Origin of the sequence: Acinetobacter sp. YH12227 (assembly GCF_013417785.1) — a bacterium.
Classification (GTDB): domain Bacteria; phylum Pseudomonadota; class Gammaproteobacteria; order Pseudomonadales; family Moraxellaceae; genus Acinetobacter; species Acinetobacter gandensis.
In genome coordinates this window covers 23,718-44,874 of sequence record NZ_VPDH01000019.1, presented here as the reverse complement: position 1 = coordinate 44,874, position 21,157 = coordinate 23,718, and the positions used below count along the sequence as shown (strand labels likewise).

Here is a 21,157-nt window from a genome sequence, read left to right as displayed (position 1 = left end):
GGATGACAATTTAGAAAATATTCTTCGCTTTTATGGTCAATACCGTGTAACGCATAAATTATTCACTCATAAAAAAGCCGTGATATATCACATCACGGCGTGTCGTTTTTAAAAGCATTATTTCCAATGTTTCAGCTTACTGGTTTGTCCAATCCCGACATTAAAGCTATTGGTTGGATCCAGCTTTTGATAATGATTTTTTAATGCAGGCTTCGCCACATATAAATGTCCAACATTGTGTTCTGCAGGATATTCAGCGCCACGATCATCGAGTAAATGCCACATTGCATGTTCCATTGCCAAAGGATCTACACCTTTTTTCACAATATAATCTTGATGAAAAACATGACAGAGAAAATGTCCATAATAGAGTTTATGGATAATTTGCTCATCCATGGCTTTGGGTAAGGTTTCCACCCACTCGCGATCATTACGACGCAATGCGATATCCAGAGCTACAATATCTTCAACTTCTGAACGGTGCGTATCCCGATAACGAATTGCTGCACCTGCAACGGCAAAACGATGTAAAAATGCTTTACGTCCTTCTTCCTCGCTACAGTGGAAAAAATCACCTGAGGCTTTATCTTGGAAGTACCGTTTTAAAAAGCTTTCAACTTGCTCGACATCTTGATTTTCAATCCGAATAACCAAATGGTGTTCATACAGATCACGGAAGGCATTCATCCGTTTCGGTAAATGATTGGGCATGAATTTGGTCACCAACTGTAAAACTTTATCTGACAGTCCTTTCATACCAAATTTTTCTAAGTACGCATCGACCTTATCTTTCATTGCAAATGCAGCAGGTACTTTGGCTGTGCCGAGTTTTTCAATGAACATGAAGGTGTCTTTACCGTACTCTGCCCCAATATCATAAGCCACGCGGTGGATATATTCCCCTGCAATCGGCAATCGCGGCAAATCTTTTAGTAAAAAACGGCGGATTTCAGTCAAATCATCATGTGAATTTGTACCGACGTAAAATACCTGACTTGGAATTTTTTCAAAGGTATCCAAACGTACGGCAAAAACACACACTTTACCTGCCGAACCCGATGCTTCATATAAACGAGACGGATCGGCATTAAAACGTGCAGGCGTATTTTCATCAACTTGTTTAACATCATGTCCATAACGATGGTCCGATGCGCAGCAGCCTGAGTTATTAATAATGTCGCCGATTTGATAATTTTTCGTTTCAAGCTTGCTTAGAATTTCTTCAGGTGTTTCTCCGAGATTTACCCCTAAATGATTCACCAACTCTAACTGACCATCATCATTGACACGAGCATACAATGCCAGCTCAGTATAAGCAGGACCACGGCGCACCAAAGCACCGCCTGAGTTATTACAGACGCCACCTAAAACTGAAGCTCCAATACACGATGAACCAATCACCGAGTGTGGCTCCCGATTAAATGGCACCAATTCTTTTTCAAGTCGATCTAGTGTTGCACCAGGTAGACAAATCACTTGTTGACCGTCATTAATGACCTGAATGCCAATCAAACGACGCGTGCTGATCAGAACCACAGGACGGTCATAGTCATCGCCAAAAGGCGTTGAACCACCGGTCAAACCTGTATTGGCTGCTTGCATAATCACAATACAATCTGCATCAACAGCCGCTTGTAGTACTTGCCACTGTTCCAGTAATGACCCTGGTGCAACAACAGCCAGTACTTTCCCTGCACCGTAACGACGACCTTGGCGGTATAAACGTGTGTCTTTATCGTCAGTTAAAACGTGTTGTTTACCAACAATCTCGATGAGTTTTTGAATGGTTTGCTGTGAATCTGAATGGGATTGCATATTGGTTATCCTATGGATGAATGCTTATACAGTTCAGGCTTTAAAGGATTCATAACGGCGGAGTAATTTCAGTTTTGTTTATATTTAGGAATTAACCTTCGGTTCGACCTACTTTCCTTTTGGGAAAAGTAGGCAAAACCATTGTCATCCGCAAAACTCGTCAAATACTTTCTGATAAATATTATCTTCGCAGAAACATCACTTTAAATATGTAAGCCTGCCTCGAACAATTGCAGATGACATTTACGCGTATCAAAGTTAAGAAACAACTCGAATTTGACATTTAAAAGTTAACGGCTAAGCCAACTCTCGCTCTAAACGTACCAAACAATCTGAAGTAATATCAGCAATGGTTTTTGCACCTGTTAAAGTCATTGCCACACGCATTTCTTTATCAATCAGTTCTAAAAGATTTGAAACGCCCGCTCCACCCGCAGCACCTAATGCGTAAACAAAAGCACGACCGAGCATACACGTGTCCGCACCCAACGCCAGCATACGTACAACATCTAGACCATTACGAATACCCGAATCTGCAAGGATTTTAATATCACCCTTGACTGCATCTGCAATTGGTGGAAGCGCACGTGCAGAAGATAAAACACCATCCAACTGACGACCACCATGGTTTGAAACCACAATCCCATCTGCACCGAAACGCACTGCATCTTTGGCGTCTTCAGGGTCCAGAATTCCTTTAATGACCATTGGCCCATCCCAAAACTCACGAATCCACTCAAGGTCTTTCCACGAAATAGACGGATCGAAGTTAGAACCTAACCAACCAATATAATCTTCTAGACCTGTAGGCTTACCTAAGTATTTGGAAATATTGCCCAAGTCATGCGGACGTCCCATCATGCCGACATTCCACGCCCAATGTGGGTGGAAACATGACTGCATATAACGGCGCATTGCTGCATTTGGGCCACTCATACCCGAGTGGGCATCACGGTAACGCGCGCCCGGAACAGGCATATCCACAGTAAACACCAAGGTTGAACAGCCTGCCGCTTTAGCACGCTCCAAAGCATTTTTCATGAAACCACGGTCACGTAGTACATAGAGCTGGAACCACATTGGACGTTGAATCGCAGGTGCCACTTCTTCAATTGGACATACTGAAACTGTAGACAGTGTAAATGGAATACCCTTTTTATCTGCAGCGACCGCAGCTTGAACTTCGCCGCGGCGTGCATACATGCCTGTTAAACCTACAGGCGATAATGCAACTGGCATCGACAAAGTCTCATCAAACAGTTTGGTCTCTAAACTTAACTGTGACATGTCGTTCAGTACACGCTGGCGCAAAGCAATTTTTGATAGATCTTCTACATTACGCTTCAGGGTATATTCTGCATACGCACCACCATCGATGTAATGGAATAAAAATGGCGGTAAACGACGTCGTGCCGCTTCACGGTAGTCATTGGCAGAAGAAATAATCATGCTTATATCCTGTTTAATCGACTGGCACGCTGACGACGAGCTTCTTCTTCATCAATCATACGCACCTGTTGTACTACAAACTCAATGTGTCCACAGACTGCTCTACGTGCAGCTTCAGGATCACGACGTTCAATTGCATTCATGACTTGAAAATGCTGATCATGCAATTGATCAAATCGGTGTGCTTCGCTATAAACTTTTCGACGACCTAAAACGACATTAAATTGCAACAGATCAAATAGACCACGCATCATCTGAATCAACACTAAATTATGTGATGCTTCAGCAATCGCCAAATGAAATTTGGCATCTGCACGCGCTGCTTCATCGTCATTGCCTAAAGCCTGAAAATGATTGATCTGATCATAATAATGTCGGATATGTGCCAAGTCCTCTGCTGTAGCACGTTGTGCCGCATACCATGCAGTACCACCTTCCAAAATAATGCGCGCCTCTTGCACATCAAACCGGTAGGCAGGGTCTTCACTAATCAAACTGCTGATGGGCTGCACAATTTGATAACTCGACCAAGTCGCTGGTAATTGCTTTAAAAAAGTCCCCGCACCGACTTTACTGACCAACACGCCCATGCTGGTCAATTGAGAAATCGCTTCGCGTAAAGAAGTGCGTGAGACGCCAAGTTGTTCACACAGTTTCCGTTCTGCAGGCAGACGATCTCCAACTTGCATATTGCTTTCTTCAATCAATACGCGAAGACTTTGAACAGTTTTATCAGAGACTTTCATCTGCTTTCCTTAACGTTGTTACACAATGCGTGTTATGGAATCATCCAAGGGAACACATAAGCTTGTAGGGTGATTAAAATCCCCATCATGATTGTGAACGTTATACTGTGTTTTACGGTAAAACGGAATAAATCAGACTCTTTACCTACCAAGCCAACTGCCGCACATGCAATTGCAATGGACTGGGGTGAAATCATTTTTCCTGTCACACCACCACTGGTATTGGCAGCAACGAGTAATACTTCTGGTACACCGATTTGCTGTGCAGTGGTTGCCTGTAATGCAGCAAATAGCGCATTGGCTGACGTATCTGAACCCGTAAGGAAGACACCAAGCCATCCTAAAAATGGTGAGAAGAAGGTAAAGGCTTGACCAGTATGTGCAAGTGCTAATGCCAATGTTGCTGACATCCCTGAATAATTGGCGATAAATGCAAAAGCCAAGACCATCCCAATTGAATAAATTGGAATTTTTAATTCATTAATGGTTTCACCAAAGGTCACAATCGCGTCTTTCGGCTTCATTTTTAAGAAAATAATGGTAATGATCGCAGCGATAACAATTGCTGTACCTGTTGCCGAAAACCAATCAAATTTATAGATAGCATCGTAGTCCTTCATTTCAGGTACGACTGGCGGCATCTTTTGAACCAATTGATGTAAAAATGGCACTTTGATCGAAATAACTAAATCATGTAAGGCACCGTCTTTAGTAAATAAATCTTTAAACGGTTTAATACTCCAGATCGTGACCATCACCGTTAAGATCGCAAATGGCGACCACGCTTTTGCAATTTGACCCAAGCTATATTTTTGCTGTTTTTGTGCAGCAACATCTTCACTCATCGTCGCATCTTGATCTGCAAAGCGGAAAATATGTTTAGGCTGCCAATATTTAAATAAAATCGTTAATGACACTAAAGAGGCAATCGCCGCGGTAATATCTGGTAATTCAGGACCGACAAAGTTCGAGGTTAGGTACTGTGCAATCGCAAAGCTACTCGCCCCAACTACAACCGCAGGCCAAGTTTCCTTCACACCGCGCCAGCCATCCATAATCGCCATAATCCAAAACAGTACAATCGGCACCATAAATGGCAGCTGTCGACCAACCATCTGACTGATTTCCATCGTATCAACACCAGACACTTGTCCAGCAACGATAATTGGAATACCCATCGCACCGAAAGCTACTGGCGCTGTATTTACGATCAGACAAAGACCTGCCGCATATAAAGGCTTAAAGCCTAAACCTACCAATAGTGCTGCAGTAATCGCCACAGGGGCACCAAAGCCCGCCGCACCTTCTAGGAAAGTACCGAAAGCAAAGCCAACTAACAGCATCTGTAATCGTTGATCTTCAGTAATGGAAAGAATCGAAGAACGGATAATGTCAAACTGCCCTGTTTTGACAGAAATTTTATACAGGAACACCGCACCAATAATGATCCATGCAATCGGCCATAAACCGTAGAAGAAACCGTAGACCATCGAAGCCAATGCCATGAGCGCAGGCATGTCATAGGCAAATAAAGACACCAAAAGTGCCAGTACAACGGTGATCGTACCTGCCACACTGCCTTTTAAACGAAATACAGCAAGCGCCAAGAAAAAAAAGATAATCGGAATGAGCGCAATTAAACTTGATATCCATATATTCCCCATTGGGTCATATATTTGCTGCCATTGAAGCATTGTCATCTCCTTGAAATGCTTACTAAGATTTAATTATTGAGCAATATCAGCATGTGGTCTTTTCATATTGGTATTACCAATATGAATATTAAAGACATAAAAACTCATACTATTGCTGAAATACTCCGCAATTTTTAATTATTTCAACTCAACCATTCAAGCTTTTCTTATTTTTGGTATGACCAATATTCAATGCGAAAACATTATTTTCCAGTTTAAATTTTTAACAATCCTTTTTTAAATATATGTTTTATATTTATTATTTATGAATAAACTTTATAAAATATACTTTAGTCTAATAACCAAGCTTTGTTTGACTTCAGTCTCATTTCAACGAAAAGGATAAAAACCAAATCAACTCAATATTGGTATGACCATTTATTTAAATCAAATAGATTTATTTATATTTGCATCCTATTCCATTCAGAAAACGCATTTTCCGCCCGCAAAAACTGGATGAAGTATTCACCAATAGATTTCAACGATCATTTTTTTCCACCTCATCGCTTGTATCTCATGATTTTTTAGAAAAACCGTGCAGAAAAGTGCTACAATCGCGCACATATATGTATTCTTTCAGGCCACCCATTCTCGGTGCCTATATTTATATCGTTAGGATTAACAATGACTGATAATGCAACTATCTTGCAGAATGTCCCAGTTGGCAAAAAAGTTGGTATTGCCTTCTCTGGTGGTCTAGATACTTCAGCTGCGCTTTTGTGGATGAAACAAAAAGGTGCAGAACCTTATGCTTACACAGCAAACTTAGGTCAACCTGATGAAGACGACTACGATGCGATTCCAAAAAAAGCGGAAGCGTATGGCGCAGTTAAAGCTCGCTTAGTTGATTGTCGTTTACAACTTGCATTAGAAGGTATTGCGGCTATTCAATGTGGCGCTTTCCATATTTCAACTGGTGGTATGCCTTACTTCAACACGACTCCTCTTGGTCGTGCAGTTACAGGTACAATGCTTGTAACAGCAATGAAAGAAGATGACGTAAACATCTGGGGTGACGGTTCGACTTATAAAGGTAACGACATTGAACGTTTCTACCGCTATGGTCTATTGACTAACCCATCGCTAAAAATTTACAAACCGTGGTTAGACCAAACCTTTATTGACGAATTAGGTGGCCGTGCAGAAATGTCACAGTTCCTAATCGACAACGGTTTTGACTACAAAATGTCAAAAGAGAAAGCATACTCAACTGATTCAAACATGTTAGGTGCGACTCACGAAGCAAAAGATCTTGAATACCTGAATGCGGGTATCAAAATCGTAGACCCAATCATGGGCGTTGCGTTCTGGAAAGATGACGTAGAAGTAAAAGCTGAAGAAGTTTCTGTAACTTTCGAAGAAGGCTTCCCTGTTGCATTAAATGGCAAACGCATCGAAAACCCAGTTGAGTTCATTCTTGAAGCCAACCGTATCGGTGGTCGTCATGGTCTAGGTATGTCTGACCAAATCGAAAACCGTATCATTGAAGCAAAATCTCGTGGTATCTACGAAGCTCCGGGTATGGCTCTTCTTCACATCGCTTACGAGCGTCTTGTGACTGGTATTCATAACGAAGACACCATCGAACAATACCGCATTAACGGTCTTCGTTTAGGTCGTCTTCTTTACCAAGGTCGTTGGTTCGATTCTCAATCTTTAATGCTTCGTGAAACTGCACAGCGTTGGGTTGCTAAAGCGATTACAGGTACAGTTACTATTGAACTTCGTCGCGGTAATGACTACACCATCATGAACACTGAATCTCCTAACCTCACTTATGAAGCTGAGCGTTTAACCATGGAGAAAGGTGATTCTATGTTTAGTCCTGCTGACCGTATTGGCCAATTGACTATGCGTAACCTTGACATCACTGATACACGTGCAAAACTTGGCATCTACACTGGTGCTGGCTTGCTTGCAGTGGGTACAGGTTCTGCAGTGCCTCAATTAAAAGACAAAAACAAATAAGATTTGTTGAGTCAAAAAAAACCGCGCAATTTGCGCGGTTTTTTTTATCCAAGCTTTATAAAAGCATCACTTAAACCTACCTTTAAGCGACATTGATTGCACGTATCGATTGGTAATAAATTTGATTCCGGCCTAATTGTTTCGCACGATACAACGCCTGATCGGCAATATTTAACAGTTCATCCTTCGTCATATTTTCAGCACGATATACCGTAATACCCAAACTAATAGTGACGTGATTTGAAACCTGTGATTTGGCATGTGGAATTTCTAAACGATCGATTGCTTTATAAATATTTGACGCTACCGCATAAGCACCATGCGCATCGGTTTCAGGCAGTAAAACCACAAACTCTTCACCACCATAACGTGCGACAAAATCCATATGTCGAATGGCATTTTTAATCGTTTTGGCAATCGTTGAAATGACCTCATCACCCTTCTGATGCCCATAGAAATCATTATAATTTTTAAAGTGGTCAACATCGATGAACAGCACAGCAAGTGCTGTATTGTTTTGTTTAGATTGCTCATAAAAAGTATCAAGCATTTCATCTAATGTGCGGCGATTGGATATTTTAGTTAGTTCGTCATGCTGACTAAGATGCAATAGCTCAGTGGTATGGATACGATGTATTTTCTCACTGATATCTGCACGTAACATATTTAAATAAATCATGCGTTCACGTGCGCAGAGCATTTTACTAACAGCAAAGCCCATCACACAGCTACCCATCAATACACGACCCATAACCATTGCATCAAATTGTACATACATTGAAAACAGCATCAGCATTGTAATCACTGCTGCCAACATGCCAACCATTAGCATGTGTATAGGTTTAACCCCTGTCAAAATATATCCCAAAATATAAATCATGCAGATGATCATCATCGCTTGATGCTTTAAGGCTTCGGTGTATACAGTCATGGTCAACCATGTCATCGATAGCACAGCCCAAAATACAATGAACATACTGGCATGGGCAAAATAAGCTTTGAGAATGTTATAACGCGAGAAGGCATAAAGCGTCAGCAAGCACAGTGCGCCATTAACCAAACCCAATAAACATTTAATAAAGTCATGGCTAAAATGTTCTTTTTGAATAATCCAGTAATCCCCAGGAATAATCAGGACAGTGAGAACAAAATAAGTTAGTACACCCATCCAAAAGTATTGGCTGATGTTATGACGGGCGCGTTGTAAATTGAGCGACCAAAATTGTTGCTCGAGTTTTTTCGGAAAAATTTCACCGACACGACGCGTTTGCCGTGTAATCAGTTCTTCTATTTTTTCCTTATCGTATTGCAACTTTGCAAGGTTATACTTGTATTCCATTTCCAAGCATTTATCTAATTCTTTTAGTGATTTAAAAATACCACAGTTTTCAAAATTTATTTATACCCACAATACCATTTGTCCTGAATTCTCGTTACCATTTTCACATTATATGCATTATCATTTGTATTATTTCAAAGTTCCGGGATCGCTGTGAATACGATTACTCTTCTTCAGCCAGATGATTGGCATGCACATTTACGTGATGGTTTAGCACTTGAGCGCACAGTTCCCGATTTAGCAAAACAATTCTCTCGTGCGATCTGCATGCCAAATACTGTTCCACCGGTTAAAACAGTGGAAGAAGCGAATGCCTATCGTGAACGTATCATGGCTCATGTACCTGAAGGCGTACACTTTGACCCACGCATGGTGTTGTATTTCACTGACAATACATCTCCAAGTGAAGTGAAAAAAATTAAAGAATCTGCACACGTCAATGCCATTAAACTTTACCCTGCGGGTGCAACCACAAACTCAGACAGTGGTGTCAGCGACATCAGTAAGGTCTATGCTGTGATTGAGCAACTAGAAGAACATCAAGTTCCTCTGCTTCTTCATGGTGAAGTGACACATAATCATGTGGATATTTTTGACCGTGAAAAACGCTTCTTAGATGAAGTCTTATCTCCACTACTTAAACAATTTCCAAAATTAAAATTGGTGCTTGAACACATCACCACAAGTGAAGCCGCGCATTTTGTTCTTGAACAAGACCGTAACGTTGCTGCTACAATTACCCCGCAACATTTATTGTTTAACCGTAATGATATGTTAGTGGGTGGTATCAAGCCGCATTTCTACTGTTTACCAATTTTAAAGCGTCAAACACATCAGCAAACCTTACTTGAGGTGGCAACCAGTGCAAATCCTAAGTTTTTCTTAGGTACAGACAGCGCGCCGCACTCAAAAGATGCTAAAGAAAATGCATGTGGCTGTGCAGGATGTTATAGTGCGCCTACAGCAATTGAGCTCTACGCTCAAGCATTTGATCAAGTCGGTAAAATCGACCGCTTAGAAGGTTTTGCAAGTCACTTTGGCGCAGACTTCTACGGACTCCCTCGTAATACCAATACCATTACTTTGGTAAAAGAAGATCAAGTGATCCCTGAAAGTTTAGACTATTTGGATGGCGAAAAAATTATTCCGTTATATGCGGGTAAGACCATTCAATGGAGAAAAGTGTGACAGATGAAACTCGACCAGTAGTTGGTCAACGTTTCCGTGGTTTTTTACCTGTTGTTGTCGATGTCGAGACAGCAGGTTTTAACTCACAGACCGATGCCTTACTGGAAATTGCAGCCATTCCAATTGTGTATGATGCAGAAGGGAAATTTGTGCCAGGTGAAGCTCACCATGCGCATATTAATCCGTTTGAAGGTGCGAATCTTGACCGTAGATCTTTAGATTTTATTGGTGTTGATCCATTTAACCCAATGCGTATGGCGATGGCAGAGGATGAGAAATCTGCGTTAAAGCGTATTTTTAAATCTGTAAATGAAGTACGTCGTCAACAAAACTGCACACATGCGGTATTAGTCGGTCATAACGCGCATTTTGACTTAGGTTTTGTACAAGCAGCAATTGCCCGTACCGGTACAAAAAATCAAAACCCTTTTCACAGTTTTTCCGTATTTGATACCGTAACTTTAAGTGCGGTGATGTTTGGTCAAACTGTACTTGCTAAATCGTGTATTCAAGCTGGAATTGAGTTTGATGGTAAAGAGGCTCACTCTGCCTTGTACGACACTCAAAAGACTGCTGAACTGTTCTGCTATATTTTGAACAAACTCGGCCCTCACCTACTTGACACTCTGGTGGCGGATCAATAAGATACCGCCATCTTCTAAACGTCCCTATCGTCTAGAGGCCTAGGACATCGCCCTTTCACGGCGGTAACCGGGGTTCGAATCCCCGTAGGGACGCCAATACTTCTTATCAAGCTCTTTGTTTTTTCTAATATTCATAACGAATGAATATTCTTAAATCATCACTATTTCTATCTTAATTCTCATTGACTGAATTTCTGTGTATTAAAAAAACATTTATTGCAAATAATTCTCATTTCTATTGATTATTTTTGTAAAGTTAATGATAATCGCTATCGTTTTTATCTGCATAATTGTTGCCAGCCATGCGCTTTGCCTATTCTCCCCTTAATATCGCAATTTTGACTGCTTTAGCATCTCATGCGTATGCAAATGAAAGCCAGGTCACTGAAGAAATCAAAACCAATACGGTGTCGATGACACCTATTGAGGTTGAAGTTAAAGCCAAACAAGAAGTTGGTAAAATTGTTTATAGCAAAGAAGATTTAGAAAAAACGCCGAATAGCTCTAAAAACATCACTGACTTTTTAAAAGTTAATCCGAATGTACAGTTTTCAAATGATCAAATGGCTGCAGGTACGCAAGGGAATTTAAAACCCAATGAAATATCTATTCATGGCGCACAATCATTTCAAAATAAATTTATTGTGAATGGCGTAAGTAATACAAACATTCTTGATCCGCTTGGTTCAGGGTCAAATGCTGGTGAATACGGTATTACTGATGTGGGTTCTCAAGGTATTGCTATTAATACCGACCTACTTTGTAGCCTAGAAGTTTTAGACAGTAATGTTAGTGCAAAATATGGTAGTTTTGCTGGCGGTGTAATTAGTGCTGACACATGCGCTCCTAATACCGAAATTGGTAAAATCCACGGTAGTATCAGTTATGATTATACTGAGAGTGATTGGAATCGTTATCACCTGAAAACTGATGCTGATAAAGGCTTATTCGATGGCGAGTCAACACAAGAAAACCAAAAAGAATATGTCCGTCAAGGTATTAGTGCCAATGTCTATAGCAAACTTTCCGAAGTCTATGGTATTGATTTTTATGCCTCTCAACGAGGCTCTAAAATTCCTGTAGAAAGTGGTTTACCTTCACCAAAACAGATCGACCAAAAGAAATTAAATACCAATATTGGTGCAACCTTATTCGCAAATCCGAATGAAGAAACTAAGATGAAATTTGGTTTCTCTTTAGGTAACTTAGAAGATAATACCTATCTGAATAAGCGTCGAAATTCACACGCTACTAGCAATAATAAGTCTGCTTTAATTTTTGCAGAAATAGAGCAGAAAAATGCTTGGGGCAAGCTCAAACAAAAATTAAATTATCAAAGTATCGACAACCAACGTGAAACGGATTCTGATACAGGAATTAACTGGCTATATGCTGAAGGAAGTAAAGACTGGAACAACACCGAAAAAGTATGGGAAGGCTCATCCGCTGCAAATATTGATTTAAAACAATTAACAATCAACTACGAACTTGATGGTATTTTTAATCAATTTAAACTTGTAGACACGCAACATCAGATCAGTGCAGGATTTGCCTATCATTATGACGATGTTCAATGGGAACGAACGAAAGATTTCTTAACTTTCTATGGTGTTACCTCAGGCAACTCTCAAAACTTATATGACCTAGAAGGTGGTAAGTGCCAAATCAATGATCCGCTTTGTGATGAAAATACAACCACCGAATTCATCAACAATAAAGTCAATACTGTATATAACGGTCAGTATTTTAAGCGAGGTAACTTATTTAAAGCAGGTACATTTGATGGGCAGTACCAACAAGCCTCGCTTTATATACAAGATGATATTCACTGGAAAAACTTCAATGCTCGCTTAGGTGTCCGTGCTGATTACGACGAAGCAAATAATAATTTAAACTTTGCCCCACGCAGCAGTATCAACTATCAACCTTTTAGCAACAATTTATTAACACTAACATCGGGCTGGAACCGTTACTACAGTGCTCCAACTTATATGACTGATTTACGTCAGCATTTAACTTCTTTAGATGCCTATCTAATGCGTAATGATCAAAATTCAGCATGGGAGGAAGAAGAAAAAACTTCGTATGTAGATACAAAGCGAAAAGATTTAAAAACACCTTATGCGGATGAAATAGTCGTTGGACTCAATAGTCAATTTAAAAATACAAATCTAAGTCTAAAATGGGTAAATCGCCAATATAAAGACGAAATTTCACGTGATCAAATTGGTACTGGTGTTAATCGTTACTTTCAATATGGCAACAATGGTTATGGTGAAAATGACACCATAACTTTTGAAATAAATACCCTAAACCCATTAAAACTTTACAACACAGAGCATCAGTTGGCTTTAGCAGTTAACTACACTGACTCTTATCGTAGTACCCCAGACTATACCAGTGATTATAAAGAGGAAGAAATTCGTAAACTAATTTCGTATGATGGAAAAATCATGGAGTTTGGCGACCGACCAGCTTCAAATTATAATCAACCACTTACGGCACGTATCTCTTGGGATATTGGCTTTGATCGTGTTCCTGTAAAAATTTCTAACTTCTTTAGCTATAAAGGAACATATGAACAAATGCTCACTGCAAGTTCTGCGGATAAAGTTGTTCATAATGGTGTAAAACTTGATACGTACACACTCGAAGATGTAAAACCTCGTTTTACATGGGATATGCGTACAACATATGACTGGAATATTTCAAAAGATTATTCAGCTATATTAGGACTAACAATAAATAATATTACTAACCGTAATAACCTGTATGTAAGTGGTAGCAAACTCTATTCCGAAATAGGCCGCCAGTTCATTGCGGACATCACGTTTAAATTTTAATATTCATTATTCAAGAGCGCCACAAGTGCTCTTGTTTTATTTTACAGAGACACAAAGTGAAAAAAATAATACTTCTCATCACATTTTGTATATTCTTTATAGGTATCTTTGTCTATATATTACGCCCTACAGCTCCCCTAAAGTTAAATAATCTAGACACTGCTAAAAATTTCACAGTAGCTGACAATCAAAATATTTCAAATGTAGATCAAAGCGCGACCTATTCTGATACAAATAAAAGTGAAGCTCAGCTACAAAATAAAAAACCTAAAAAATTGAGTGCAGAAGCATCTGCATATTATACACATGCGCTCCGCTACGGTTGGGAATCTATCGTTCGCGATTTTGAAAATGGTACAATTCCCAAGAGCAAAATGCCTCAAGAAGAAAAAAATAAACTTTGTGAAATTGCACTGAGTTATTCTAAAGTAGATCAAACCAAACGTTTGTTCAAAGCAAATTGCAAACCGCTGAATGGCCAATCATCTTTCATGATCATTAATGCAAAATTAACAAATGCTGAAGGTGAAATTGATCAAAATGAAATCATTGAAAAATTAAAATTCTATAAATCCGAAAATGTATTACAAACAAAGGTTACTTATAAAATTGGCCCATATGAAGAAAAAAGTACATTGCAGTCTCAAGCAATAGGTTGGGGACTTGAAGAAGTATCTGACTATTTATTAGATATTGGTGACGATTATAGCGGTGTGGGTGGCAATTTAATTTTAGGCAATGTTAAAGGACGTAATCCGTCTGCTCGCCTGATTCAAAAACTAATCAATGCTCGTATTCAGCCAAATGCTGAAGTTTATAGACAATTAGAACAAAAAGGTTTTGCAACCAAACATCCTGAAATTTATGCGTTATTAGAAAAAAATAAGCCATGAAAAATCTCATTATTTTTACATGTCTCTTGATGAGTAGCTTTTGTATTGCTGATGACCCAAAGTCGCTAAATTATGCTACGAATGCTCCATCCATTGATCAGATTCAAGATTTTAAGAACATTAAAGGCCTTACTAAAGATGCATCACGTTATTATAGATTTACGAGTCTATATGGTTGGTCTGCACTGGTTTCAGAGTTTGAAAATAAAAATATTCAAAACAGTAAAATGAAAAATAAAGAAGTTAAAAAAATGTGTGACACTGCACACATTGTACTTCCACTACCAGATATTAAGCGACTGATTGCTGCTGATTGCAAACCAAGCTCAAACGATGTGACTTATAACACAATCAATAAGAGCTTAAAAAATGGCGATGGTTCTATTAATGAGCAAGCAATTATTGCCAAATTAGAATTTTATAATGCCTTAGGATTATTAAAAACACAGCAAACATATGGTCGTGGCTATCGTGCTCAAACATATAATTTACTCTACAAAGCTGCAGGTTTTGGTTTACCCAATGTTTTGGATTATCTAGTGAATATGGGACTCACCGTAAAAAATACAGATGGCAACTTACTCAATACACATTTTGATGATCGCTCCCCACAACTCGCTTTAACACAAAAAATTTTAAAATTGGGTGTCCAGCCGAATGCATCAACCATCACAATTATGCAACGACGTAATTTTAAGCTGAATTATCCTGATATTTACCAACTCATACTTTCAAAACTTGAACAGGAAAACCTAAAACTTTAATTACTTTCAGTCTGACTCGTTTTGTTTATAATGAAGCAATACGTTTTTCAATGTTAGTTAACCTCATGCTTAAAAAGTTGCTCTTGGTTTTAGCCATTTTATTTCCATCTGCACTGTATATTTATATTGTCAGTCGTGATAATACCCCTGCTCCAGCTACGGAACAGGCTCAACCGAAAGCCGCTTCTGAATCACAGTTTCAGACACCCGATCACTAAGTAGTGATCGGCTTTAAATATCAAGATTTTAGATTAATATTCTCACATTATAAGAAAAATACGATTTATCACATATTTCATTCAAATCAATCATAAAATACATCTTTCTAAACACTTATTTTCACTATGCAATCTCCCTCAGAACCTTCGCAGTCTTCATCTGCAGAGGGACATAGTCCATCGCTAAAAAGAGCGATGACGACTCGTCACCTCGTTATGCTTTCTCTTGGCGGTGCCATTGGTACTGGCTTATTCATGGGTTCAGGTGAAGTAATTTCACAAGCCGGCCCACTCGGTGCAGTCCTTGCCTATATTATTGGCGGCTTAATTGCCTATATGGTTATGCTCTGTTTAGGTGAATTGGCTGTACATTTACCTGTTTCAGGCTCCTTTGGTGCATTTGCAACGAACTATATTGGCCCAGGTACAGGATATATGGTCTCGTGGATGTATTGGCTTGGCTGGTCTGCGACGCTTGGAACAGAATTCACCGCAGCCGCGATTCTTATGCAGGAGTGGTTTCCACAAACTTCAATTTGGTTATGGACGCTGATTTTTGCTTCAGGGGTATTGTTCTCAAATTTAAGCTCTACACGTACTTTTGCTGAATCAGAGTTTTGGTTGTCGATGGTGAAAGTCGCAACTGTGCTGCTATTCATTATTCTTGGTTTTGCTTGCATCTTCGGTTTTGTACCTTTCCAAGGTTATGAATCTGCACCGATGTTCCATAATTTAACTGAACACGGTTGGCTCCCAAATGGTTTATTTCCCCTGTTTGCAACTTTGCTGATTGTGAACTTTGCCTTTAATGGTACAGAAATGATCGGTATTGCTGCTGGCGAAACTGAAAATCCTGAAAAGAATGTACCGAAAGCCATTCATGCGGCCGTTTGGCGACTTATCATTTTCTTTGTCGGCACAATTATTGTGATTAGCTCGTTGTTAACCTATACCGATGCTGGCTTAAATGTAGGTGGTCATGGAGGTTTAAGTAGCAGTCCTTTTGTATCAGTTTTCAACCTGATGGGGATTCCATACGCTGAAGACTTTATTCGATTCGTCATTATTACAGCCTTACTTTCTACTGCGAACTCAGGCCTTTATGCTGCTTCACGCATGATGTGGGCACTGTCTGCGCAAAAACAATTGCCACCCGTATTTGGTAAATTGAGCAAATCGGGTGTGCCTTACGTTGCTGTATTAGTTACCATGATCGGTGGCCTACCAGGCTTGCTTTCAGAGCAATTTGGCGCAGATGTGATCTTTAAAAACTTAATGGGTGTCGCGGCATTCACCATGGTCATCGTTTGGATGAGTATTTGTTGGAGTCAGTTCAACTTCCGTCGCCAATGGCTCAAACAAGGTCATCGTGTATCTGAACTTAAATTCCGTACACCTTGGTTCCCATTGGTACCTATTTTAGGTTTTGTTTGTTGTACTGCAACTGGCTTAAGTATGGCGGCAGACCCTGAAATGCTCTCTGGTTTCATCGGCTGCTTGCTGTTCATGGCAGCATGCTATGCAGGTTATTACTGGTTATACCATAATAAAAATTAATCTTATTTAAGCTTTTATTCAGTGAATCTGACCAATCTCAGGTTCACTTTTTAAATGGCAAATCCTCCGTTTGTACTATTTTTTTAATTCACTACATGATCGATGTATATTTCTCATTTTATGAGAAAGCTAAAATTATTTATTGATACATCTAACTTAGACCTTTTAAAGATTAAAAATTCAGTTTATGTGTATGAATAACAAACGAATAAATCGTATTTTTCAAAATTTCCTTTGACTCAGTCTCTATTTATCCATAACATACAAGCACCTCAAAAACGTCCCTATCGTCTAGAGGCCTAGGACATCGCCCTTTCACGGCGGTAACCGGGGTTCGAATCCCCGTAGGGACGCCAATTCTTCTGTCAGCTTTGACAAACAATCAGTTTATTTATCTATAAATTATATTAATTGATTGCAGAACAGTAACATTGTTCACTACAATTACTCGCTTCATTTCTTGATTTTTCCTTTTACTCTATGCAGTCATCTCATTCTCCGAATGATGCTTCGCATCAGGGCAATTCTGCGCCGTTAAAACGCGCTATGAGTACTCGACATCTGGTAATGATTTCGCTTGGCGGCGCAATTGGTACTGGTCTATTTTTAGGTTCGGGTGAAGTCATTGCACAAACGGGGCCTGTAGGTGCCATTCTTTCGTATTTTTTAGGCGGTGTAATCGCCTACATGGTGATGCTTTGCTTAGGTGAGCTCGCTGTACATATGCCTGAATCTGGCTCATTTGGCGCTTATGCTAAACGCTATATTGGTCCAGGCACAGGTTATACCATCACTTGGTTATATTGGCTGACATGGTCAGTTACCCTAGGAACTGAATTTACTGCTGCAGCACTGCTCATGCAGGAATGGTTCCCAGACAGTTCCATGTGGATGTGGACTTTAATCTTTGGTGCTTTTGTATTTAGCTTAAATATGATTTCAACTAAATGGTTTGCTGAATCTGAATTCTGGTTAGCTTTGATTAAAGTAATCACCGTAGTTGCTTTTATCGTGCTCGGCTTAATGGCTATCTTTGGTTTTATTGGCTATCAAGGTCAAGAAACAGCACCGCTCTTTAGTAACCTTACCGCACAAGGTTGGTTCCCTGAAGGCTTGTTCCCAATTTTCACGACCATGTTAATTGTTAACTTTGCTTTCTCAGGTACTGAACTCATTGGTGTTGCTGCCGGTGAAACCAAAGACCCTGCTAAAAATGTACCAAAAGCGATTAACACAGCAATTTTCCGCTTGTTGATTTTCTTTGTGGGTACCATTGTGGTCGTTACTTGCTTATTACCACATCAAGAAGCAGGTCTTGGTGGTGATGGCGTCAGTAGCTCACCATTTGTTGCGGTATTCCAACATATCGGTATTCCTTATGCTGAAGATGTAATCCGCTTTGTCATTATTACTGCGCTTTTATCTGCTGCGAACTCAGGACTATTTGCAGCATCACGCATGATGTGGTCTTTGTCTTATAAGAAGCAATTACCAGCCGTGTTCTCTCGTGTAAATGCACGTGGTATTCCGTATGTTGCAGTGATTGTAACAATGATTGGTGGCCTACCAGGTTTATTGTCTGAGCAATTTGCCCCTGAAACGATTTTCACAAATCTTTTAGGTATTGCTGCATTTACCATGGTTGTGGTTTGGATGAGTATTTGCTTAAGTCAGTTTAACTTCCGTCGCCAATGGTATAAGGAAGGCAAAACTGCCAAAGATCTAGGCTTTGCTGCACCACTCTTCCCAATTGTTCCAATCTTAGGCTTTGTATTCTGTTTCATTACCTGTATCAGTATGGTCTTTGATCCAAGTATGCGTATTAGCTTCTTTGGTTGTTTGGCATTTATTGCTGTGTGTTATGCCAGTTATTATGCTTTCTACCACAACAAATCTTAATTTGATTTGAGTTTTACAAAGAGCAACTTCGGTTGCTCTTTTTTTATCTCTATATTGCAAGGGAAACATCAATACATTAAGCATCCCATGAGGTGCACTATGAATGTTATCTTTATCCATGGCATGAATCAGCAACAGCAGACAGCCGCATCGTTACAACAACATTGGCTAGACATTTTAGAACAAGGTTTAATTCAAGCGCATCAGCAGGCAGCATTTCCATACTTCAAAAAACATGCTCACATGCCTTTTTATGGAGACTTACTCACGCGCTATCATTTAGAAAACACATTAAATGCAAGTACGCTTATGCCTCAGGTCTGGTCTCATTTGCCCTTTTTCCATCCTACGCATCCACTAAAACAAACCAAGATAATTAACAATAATGAAAATATTAAAAAGAGCATTTTCTACTCAAAAATCTTTGATGCTTTAAAATTTAGCCCGACCTTAAAAACTTTCTCAGCCCAAAGCAAAGACTTAGTACTGCATGATTTTTCATTTGTGCTGAATTACTTTCCCAAACTTCATGCGAGCTTACTGCACAAATTTTTAGTTGAAACATATTTATATTTATCCAACCCACATTTTATTCATGCGGTGCATACACGTATCCATGAGCAATTACACAATCATAAAACATCAGTGATTGTGGCTCATTCCCTAGGTTCGGTCATTGCATATCATTTTTTACTGCTTCATCCTGAACTTAAAATTCAACGTTTTATAAGTTTAGGCTCACCTTTAGCTTTTCGCGTGATCCAAACGTATTTTCCACAGCCGCTTCAACATCCTGATGCAATTTTAGGCGATTGGATAAATTTTTATTCACATGATGATTTTCTCAGCAGCTTCCCACTCATAAAACCAACTTTTGATTTTAAACCCGCAATTATCAACCATCAAATTCGGACAGATATTCATCATCCACATGATATTCAAAATTATTTACAACATCCTGAAGTGATCCAAGCACTCTTAGATACGATTAAAAATTCAGCATAAAATCTGTATTTTTCAAACAAATTTATCAAATTGTTTTAAATTTATGCACTCAACACGGAAAAGCTAAATTATTTGTGGAAAAGCGTTTGACACCCCCTGATTTTCAACCTAATATACGCCCACCTCTGAAACGTCCCTATCGTCTAGAGGCCTAGGACATCGCCCTTTCACGGCGGTAACCGGGGTTCGAATCCCCGTAGGGACGCCAATTTTCAGAAGTAGATTTTTTAAGTCCCTATCGTCTAGAGGCCTAGGACATCGCCCTTTCACGGCGGTAACCGGGGTTCGAATCCCCGTAGGGACGCCATTACTTCAAACTAAAAGTAACGGTTTAAAATTTATTTTCTGTACTGTCCCTATCGTCTAGAGGCCTAGGACATCGCCCTTTCACGGCGGTAACCGGGGTTCGAATCCCCGTAGGGACGCCATATTCGAGATGGTTTCAACCACTCATTGAAAAGCTCAAGCATCGCGACTTGGGCTTTTTTATTGTCTTAATTTCTAAATATTTCTTTTAAAAGTTTTGAATCATAAATTGCCTTAGGGGCAATCACCTGCTCATTTAGCGGAATATTTTGACCATAGCGCTGCCGCATTAGACGCTGCACTTCATTTTGTTTTAAATCAAATTGTTTAAGTTGTTGTAACGGCGAAAGTTCGATTCCTAAAGCATGCTGATAAGCTTTCCAAACAATTTCAGAACAGTAAATTGCACGGTCATCCCATTCAAAATAAATATCATAGGGTTTGCCCAAGTACTTTTCTGCATTTTGTACCAGCTTCGTTTTCTGCGGCACATTTAAGGGTTGTTTGAGCCTTTTCACCACATAGTGAGCATTTTCCCCACGTGCGATCCATTGATTTAAAGTGGTGTATTGCACAGGTTGAATGGCTTCAAGCACCCACGTTTGGTTATTTTTATTTACGATCATGCCCATGTGACTATAGGGCGAATGTGTGGCCTTTTGAATGCTTAAACTTTGCTGTGACTTTGAGATATGAAAAATAATATCTCCCGTCTGAAATGTAGACTGAGCATAGAGGGCAGAACTGAGCCCCGAAAGAATGACCGTTAATATTAAAATTCTAGACATTTTTATTGTAAGCAATATTGATATGAATGAAGGCAACCATA

16 protein-coding genes and 5 tRNA genes are annotated in these 21,157 nt (G+C 39.6%); 15 read left to right on the top strand and 6 right to left on the bottom strand.

What is annotated here, in order from left to right:
• Positions 1-117: 117 nt before the first annotated feature.
• The 4 genes from dld to lldP all read right to left on the bottom strand — a co-directional run bounded on the left by dld (position 118) and on the right by lldP (position 5,710).
• Positions 118-1,815: a D-lactate dehydrogenase gene (gene dld / locus FTV09_RS06130; RefSeq protein ID WP_180057332.1), complete on the bottom strand. Its 1,698-nt coding sequence runs from the start codon at positions 1,813-1,815 to the stop codon at positions 118-120.
• 297 nt (positions 1,816-2,112) lie between these two features.
• Positions 2,113-3,264: an FMN-dependent L-lactate dehydrogenase LldD gene (gene lldD / locus FTV09_RS06125; RefSeq protein WP_067765993.1), complete on the bottom strand. Its 1,152-nt coding sequence runs from the start codon at positions 3,262-3,264 to the stop codon at positions 2,113-2,115.
• 2 nt (positions 3,265-3,266) lie between these two features.
• Positions 3,267-4,010, bottom strand: coding sequence for a transcriptional regulator LldR (lldR, locus tag FTV09_RS06120; RefSeq protein ID WP_067765996.1), 744 nt, complete (start codon positions 4,008-4,010; stop codon positions 3,267-3,269).
• A 32-nt stretch (positions 4,011-4,042) separates the two neighbouring features.
• Positions 4,043-5,710: an L-lactate permease gene (gene lldP, locus FTV09_RS06115; RefSeq protein WP_171256696.1), complete on the bottom strand. Its 1,668-nt coding sequence runs from the start codon at positions 5,708-5,710 to the stop codon at positions 4,043-4,045.
• A gap of 618 nt (positions 5,711-6,328) precedes the next feature.
• Here lldP and argG point away from each other — a divergent pair.
• Positions 6,329-7,672: an argininosuccinate synthase gene (gene argG, locus FTV09_RS06110; RefSeq protein WP_067765999.1), complete on the top strand. Its 1,344-nt coding sequence runs from the start codon at positions 6,329-6,331 to the stop codon at positions 7,670-7,672.
• An 82-nt stretch (positions 7,673-7,754) separates the two neighbouring features.
• Here the strand turns inward: argG and FTV09_RS06105 are convergent, their stop codons facing one another.
• Entirely contained in the window at positions 7,755-9,011 is a 1,257-nt protein-coding gene (locus FTV09_RS06105) for a GGDEF domain-containing protein (protein WP_067766002.1), read from the bottom strand.
• Positions 9,012-9,164: 153 nt separating this feature from the next.
• Here FTV09_RS06105 and pyrC point away from each other — a divergent pair, with 153 nt between their 5' ends.
• The 14 genes from pyrC (at position 9,165) to FTV09_RS06035 (ending at position 20,450) form a co-directional block, all read left to right on the top strand.
• Entirely contained in the window at positions 9,165-10,199 is a 1,035-nt protein-coding gene (gene pyrC / locus FTV09_RS06100; protein ID WP_067766005.1) for a dihydroorotase, read from the top strand.
• Positions 10,184-10,843: a ribonuclease T gene (gene rnt, locus FTV09_RS06095; protein WP_067766008.1), complete on the top strand. Its 660-nt coding sequence runs from the start codon at positions 10,184-10,186 to the stop codon at positions 10,841-10,843. Before pyrC ends, rnt begins: the two co-directional genes overlap by 16 nt.
• 20 nt (positions 10,844-10,863) lie before the next feature.
• Positions 10,864-10,939 (top strand) — tRNA-Glu (locus tag FTV09_RS06090).
• A gap of 206 nt (positions 10,940-11,145) precedes the next feature.
• Positions 11,146-13,686: a TonB-dependent siderophore receptor gene (locus FTV09_RS06085; protein WP_180057331.1), complete on the top strand. Its 2,541-nt coding sequence runs from the start codon at positions 11,146-11,148 to the stop codon at positions 13,684-13,686.
• A gap of 56 nt (positions 13,687-13,742) precedes the next feature.
• Positions 13,743-14,579, top strand: coding sequence for a hypothetical protein (locus FTV09_RS06080; RefSeq protein WP_180057329.1), 837 nt, complete (start codon positions 13,743-13,745; stop codon positions 14,577-14,579).
• A 29-nt stretch (positions 14,580-14,608) separates the two neighbouring features.
• Complete coding sequence (locus FTV09_RS06075; protein WP_180057328.1) at positions 14,609-15,343, top strand: hypothetical protein; 735 nt, start codon at positions 14,609-14,611, stop codon at positions 15,341-15,343.
• Positions 15,344-15,408: 65 nt separating this feature from the next.
• Entirely contained in the window at positions 15,409-15,561 is a 153-nt protein-coding gene (locus tag FTV09_RS06070) for a hypothetical protein (protein ID WP_180057326.1), read from the top strand.
• 126 nt (positions 15,562-15,687) lie between these two features.
• Positions 15,688-17,118, top strand: a complete 1,431-nt coding sequence (locus FTV09_RS06065; protein ID WP_180057324.1) for an amino acid permease — start codon at positions 15,688-15,690, stop codon at positions 17,116-17,118.
• A 280-nt stretch (positions 17,119-17,398) separates the two neighbouring features.
• Positions 17,399-17,474 (top strand) — tRNA-Glu (locus FTV09_RS06060).
• Between the two features lie 124 nt (positions 17,475-17,598).
• Positions 17,599-19,017 (top strand): amino acid permease, encoded by a 1,419-nt coding sequence (locus FTV09_RS06055; protein WP_180057322.1) that lies wholly within the window; start codon positions 17,599-17,601, stop codon positions 19,015-19,017.
• Positions 19,018-19,116: 99 nt separating this feature from the next.
• The gene (locus FTV09_RS06050) at positions 19,117-20,022 is read left to right on the top strand and encodes an alpha/beta fold hydrolase (protein WP_180057320.1); all 906 of its coding nucleotides are present in this window, start codon (positions 19,117-19,119) and stop codon (positions 20,020-20,022) included.
• Between the two features lie 132 nt (positions 20,023-20,154).
• A tRNA-Glu gene (locus FTV09_RS06045) sits at positions 20,155-20,230 on the top strand.
• Positions 20,231-20,253: 23 nt separating this feature from the next.
• Positions 20,254-20,329: transfer RNA gene (locus tag FTV09_RS06040), tRNA-Glu, on the top strand.
• Between the two features lie 45 nt (positions 20,330-20,374).
• Positions 20,375-20,450, top strand: a tRNA-Glu gene (locus tag FTV09_RS06035).
• 66 nt (positions 20,451-20,516) lie between these two features.
• Here FTV09_RS06035 and FTV09_RS06030 read toward each other — a convergent pair.
• The gene (locus tag FTV09_RS06030; RefSeq protein WP_180057318.1) at positions 20,517-21,116 is read right to left on the bottom strand and encodes a YiiX family permuted papain-like enzyme; all 600 of its coding nucleotides are present in this window, start codon (positions 21,114-21,116) and stop codon (positions 20,517-20,519) included.
• Between the last annotated feature and the right edge of the window lie 41 nt (positions 21,117-21,157).

Coding starts and splice junctions, on each gene's coding strand:
- FTV09_RS06030 (WP_180057318.1), bottom strand. CDS start 21,116: ATGTCTAGAATTTTAATATTAACGGTCATTCTTTCGGGGCTCAGTTCT.
- argG (WP_067765999.1), top strand. CDS start 6,329: ATGACTGATAATGCAACTATCTTGCAGAATGTCCCAGTTGGCAAAAAA.
- FTV09_RS06075 (WP_180057328.1), top strand. CDS start 14,609: ATGAGTAGCTTTTGTATTGCTGATGACCCAAAGTCGCTAAATTATGCT.
- FTV09_RS06050 (WP_180057320.1), top strand. CDS start 19,117: ATGAATGTTATCTTTATCCATGGCATGAATCAGCAACAGCAGACAGCC.
- lldD (WP_067765993.1), bottom strand. CDS start 3,264: ATGATTATTTCTTCTGCCAATGACTACCGTGAAGCGGCACGACGTCGT.
- FTV09_RS06065 (WP_180057324.1), top strand. CDS start 15,688: ATGCAATCTCCCTCAGAACCTTCGCAGTCTTCATCTGCAGAGGGACAT.
- FTV09_RS06085 (WP_180057331.1), top strand. CDS start 11,146: ATGCGCTTTGCCTATTCTCCCCTTAATATCGCAATTTTGACTGCTTTA.
- FTV09_RS06105 (WP_067766002.1), bottom strand. CDS start 9,011: ATGGAATACAAGTATAACCTTGCAAAGTTGCAATACGATAAGGAAAAA.
- lldP (WP_171256696.1), bottom strand. CDS start 5,710: ATGACAATGCTTCAATGGCAGCAAATATATGACCCAATGGGGAATATA.
- dld (WP_180057332.1), bottom strand. CDS start 1,815: ATGCAATCCCATTCAGATTCACAGCAAACCATTCAAAAACTCATCGAG.
- FTV09_RS06055 (WP_180057322.1), top strand. CDS start 17,599: ATGCAGTCATCTCATTCTCCGAATGATGCTTCGCATCAGGGCAATTCT.
- FTV09_RS06070 (WP_180057326.1), top strand. CDS start 15,409: ATGCTTAAAAAGTTGCTCTTGGTTTTAGCCATTTTATTTCCATCTGCA.
- rnt (WP_067766008.1), top strand. CDS start 10,184: ATGGAGAAAAGTGTGACAGATGAAACTCGACCAGTAGTTGGTCAACGT.
- lldR (WP_067765996.1), bottom strand. CDS start 4,010: ATGAAAGTCTCTGATAAAACTGTTCAAAGTCTTCGCGTATTGATTGAA.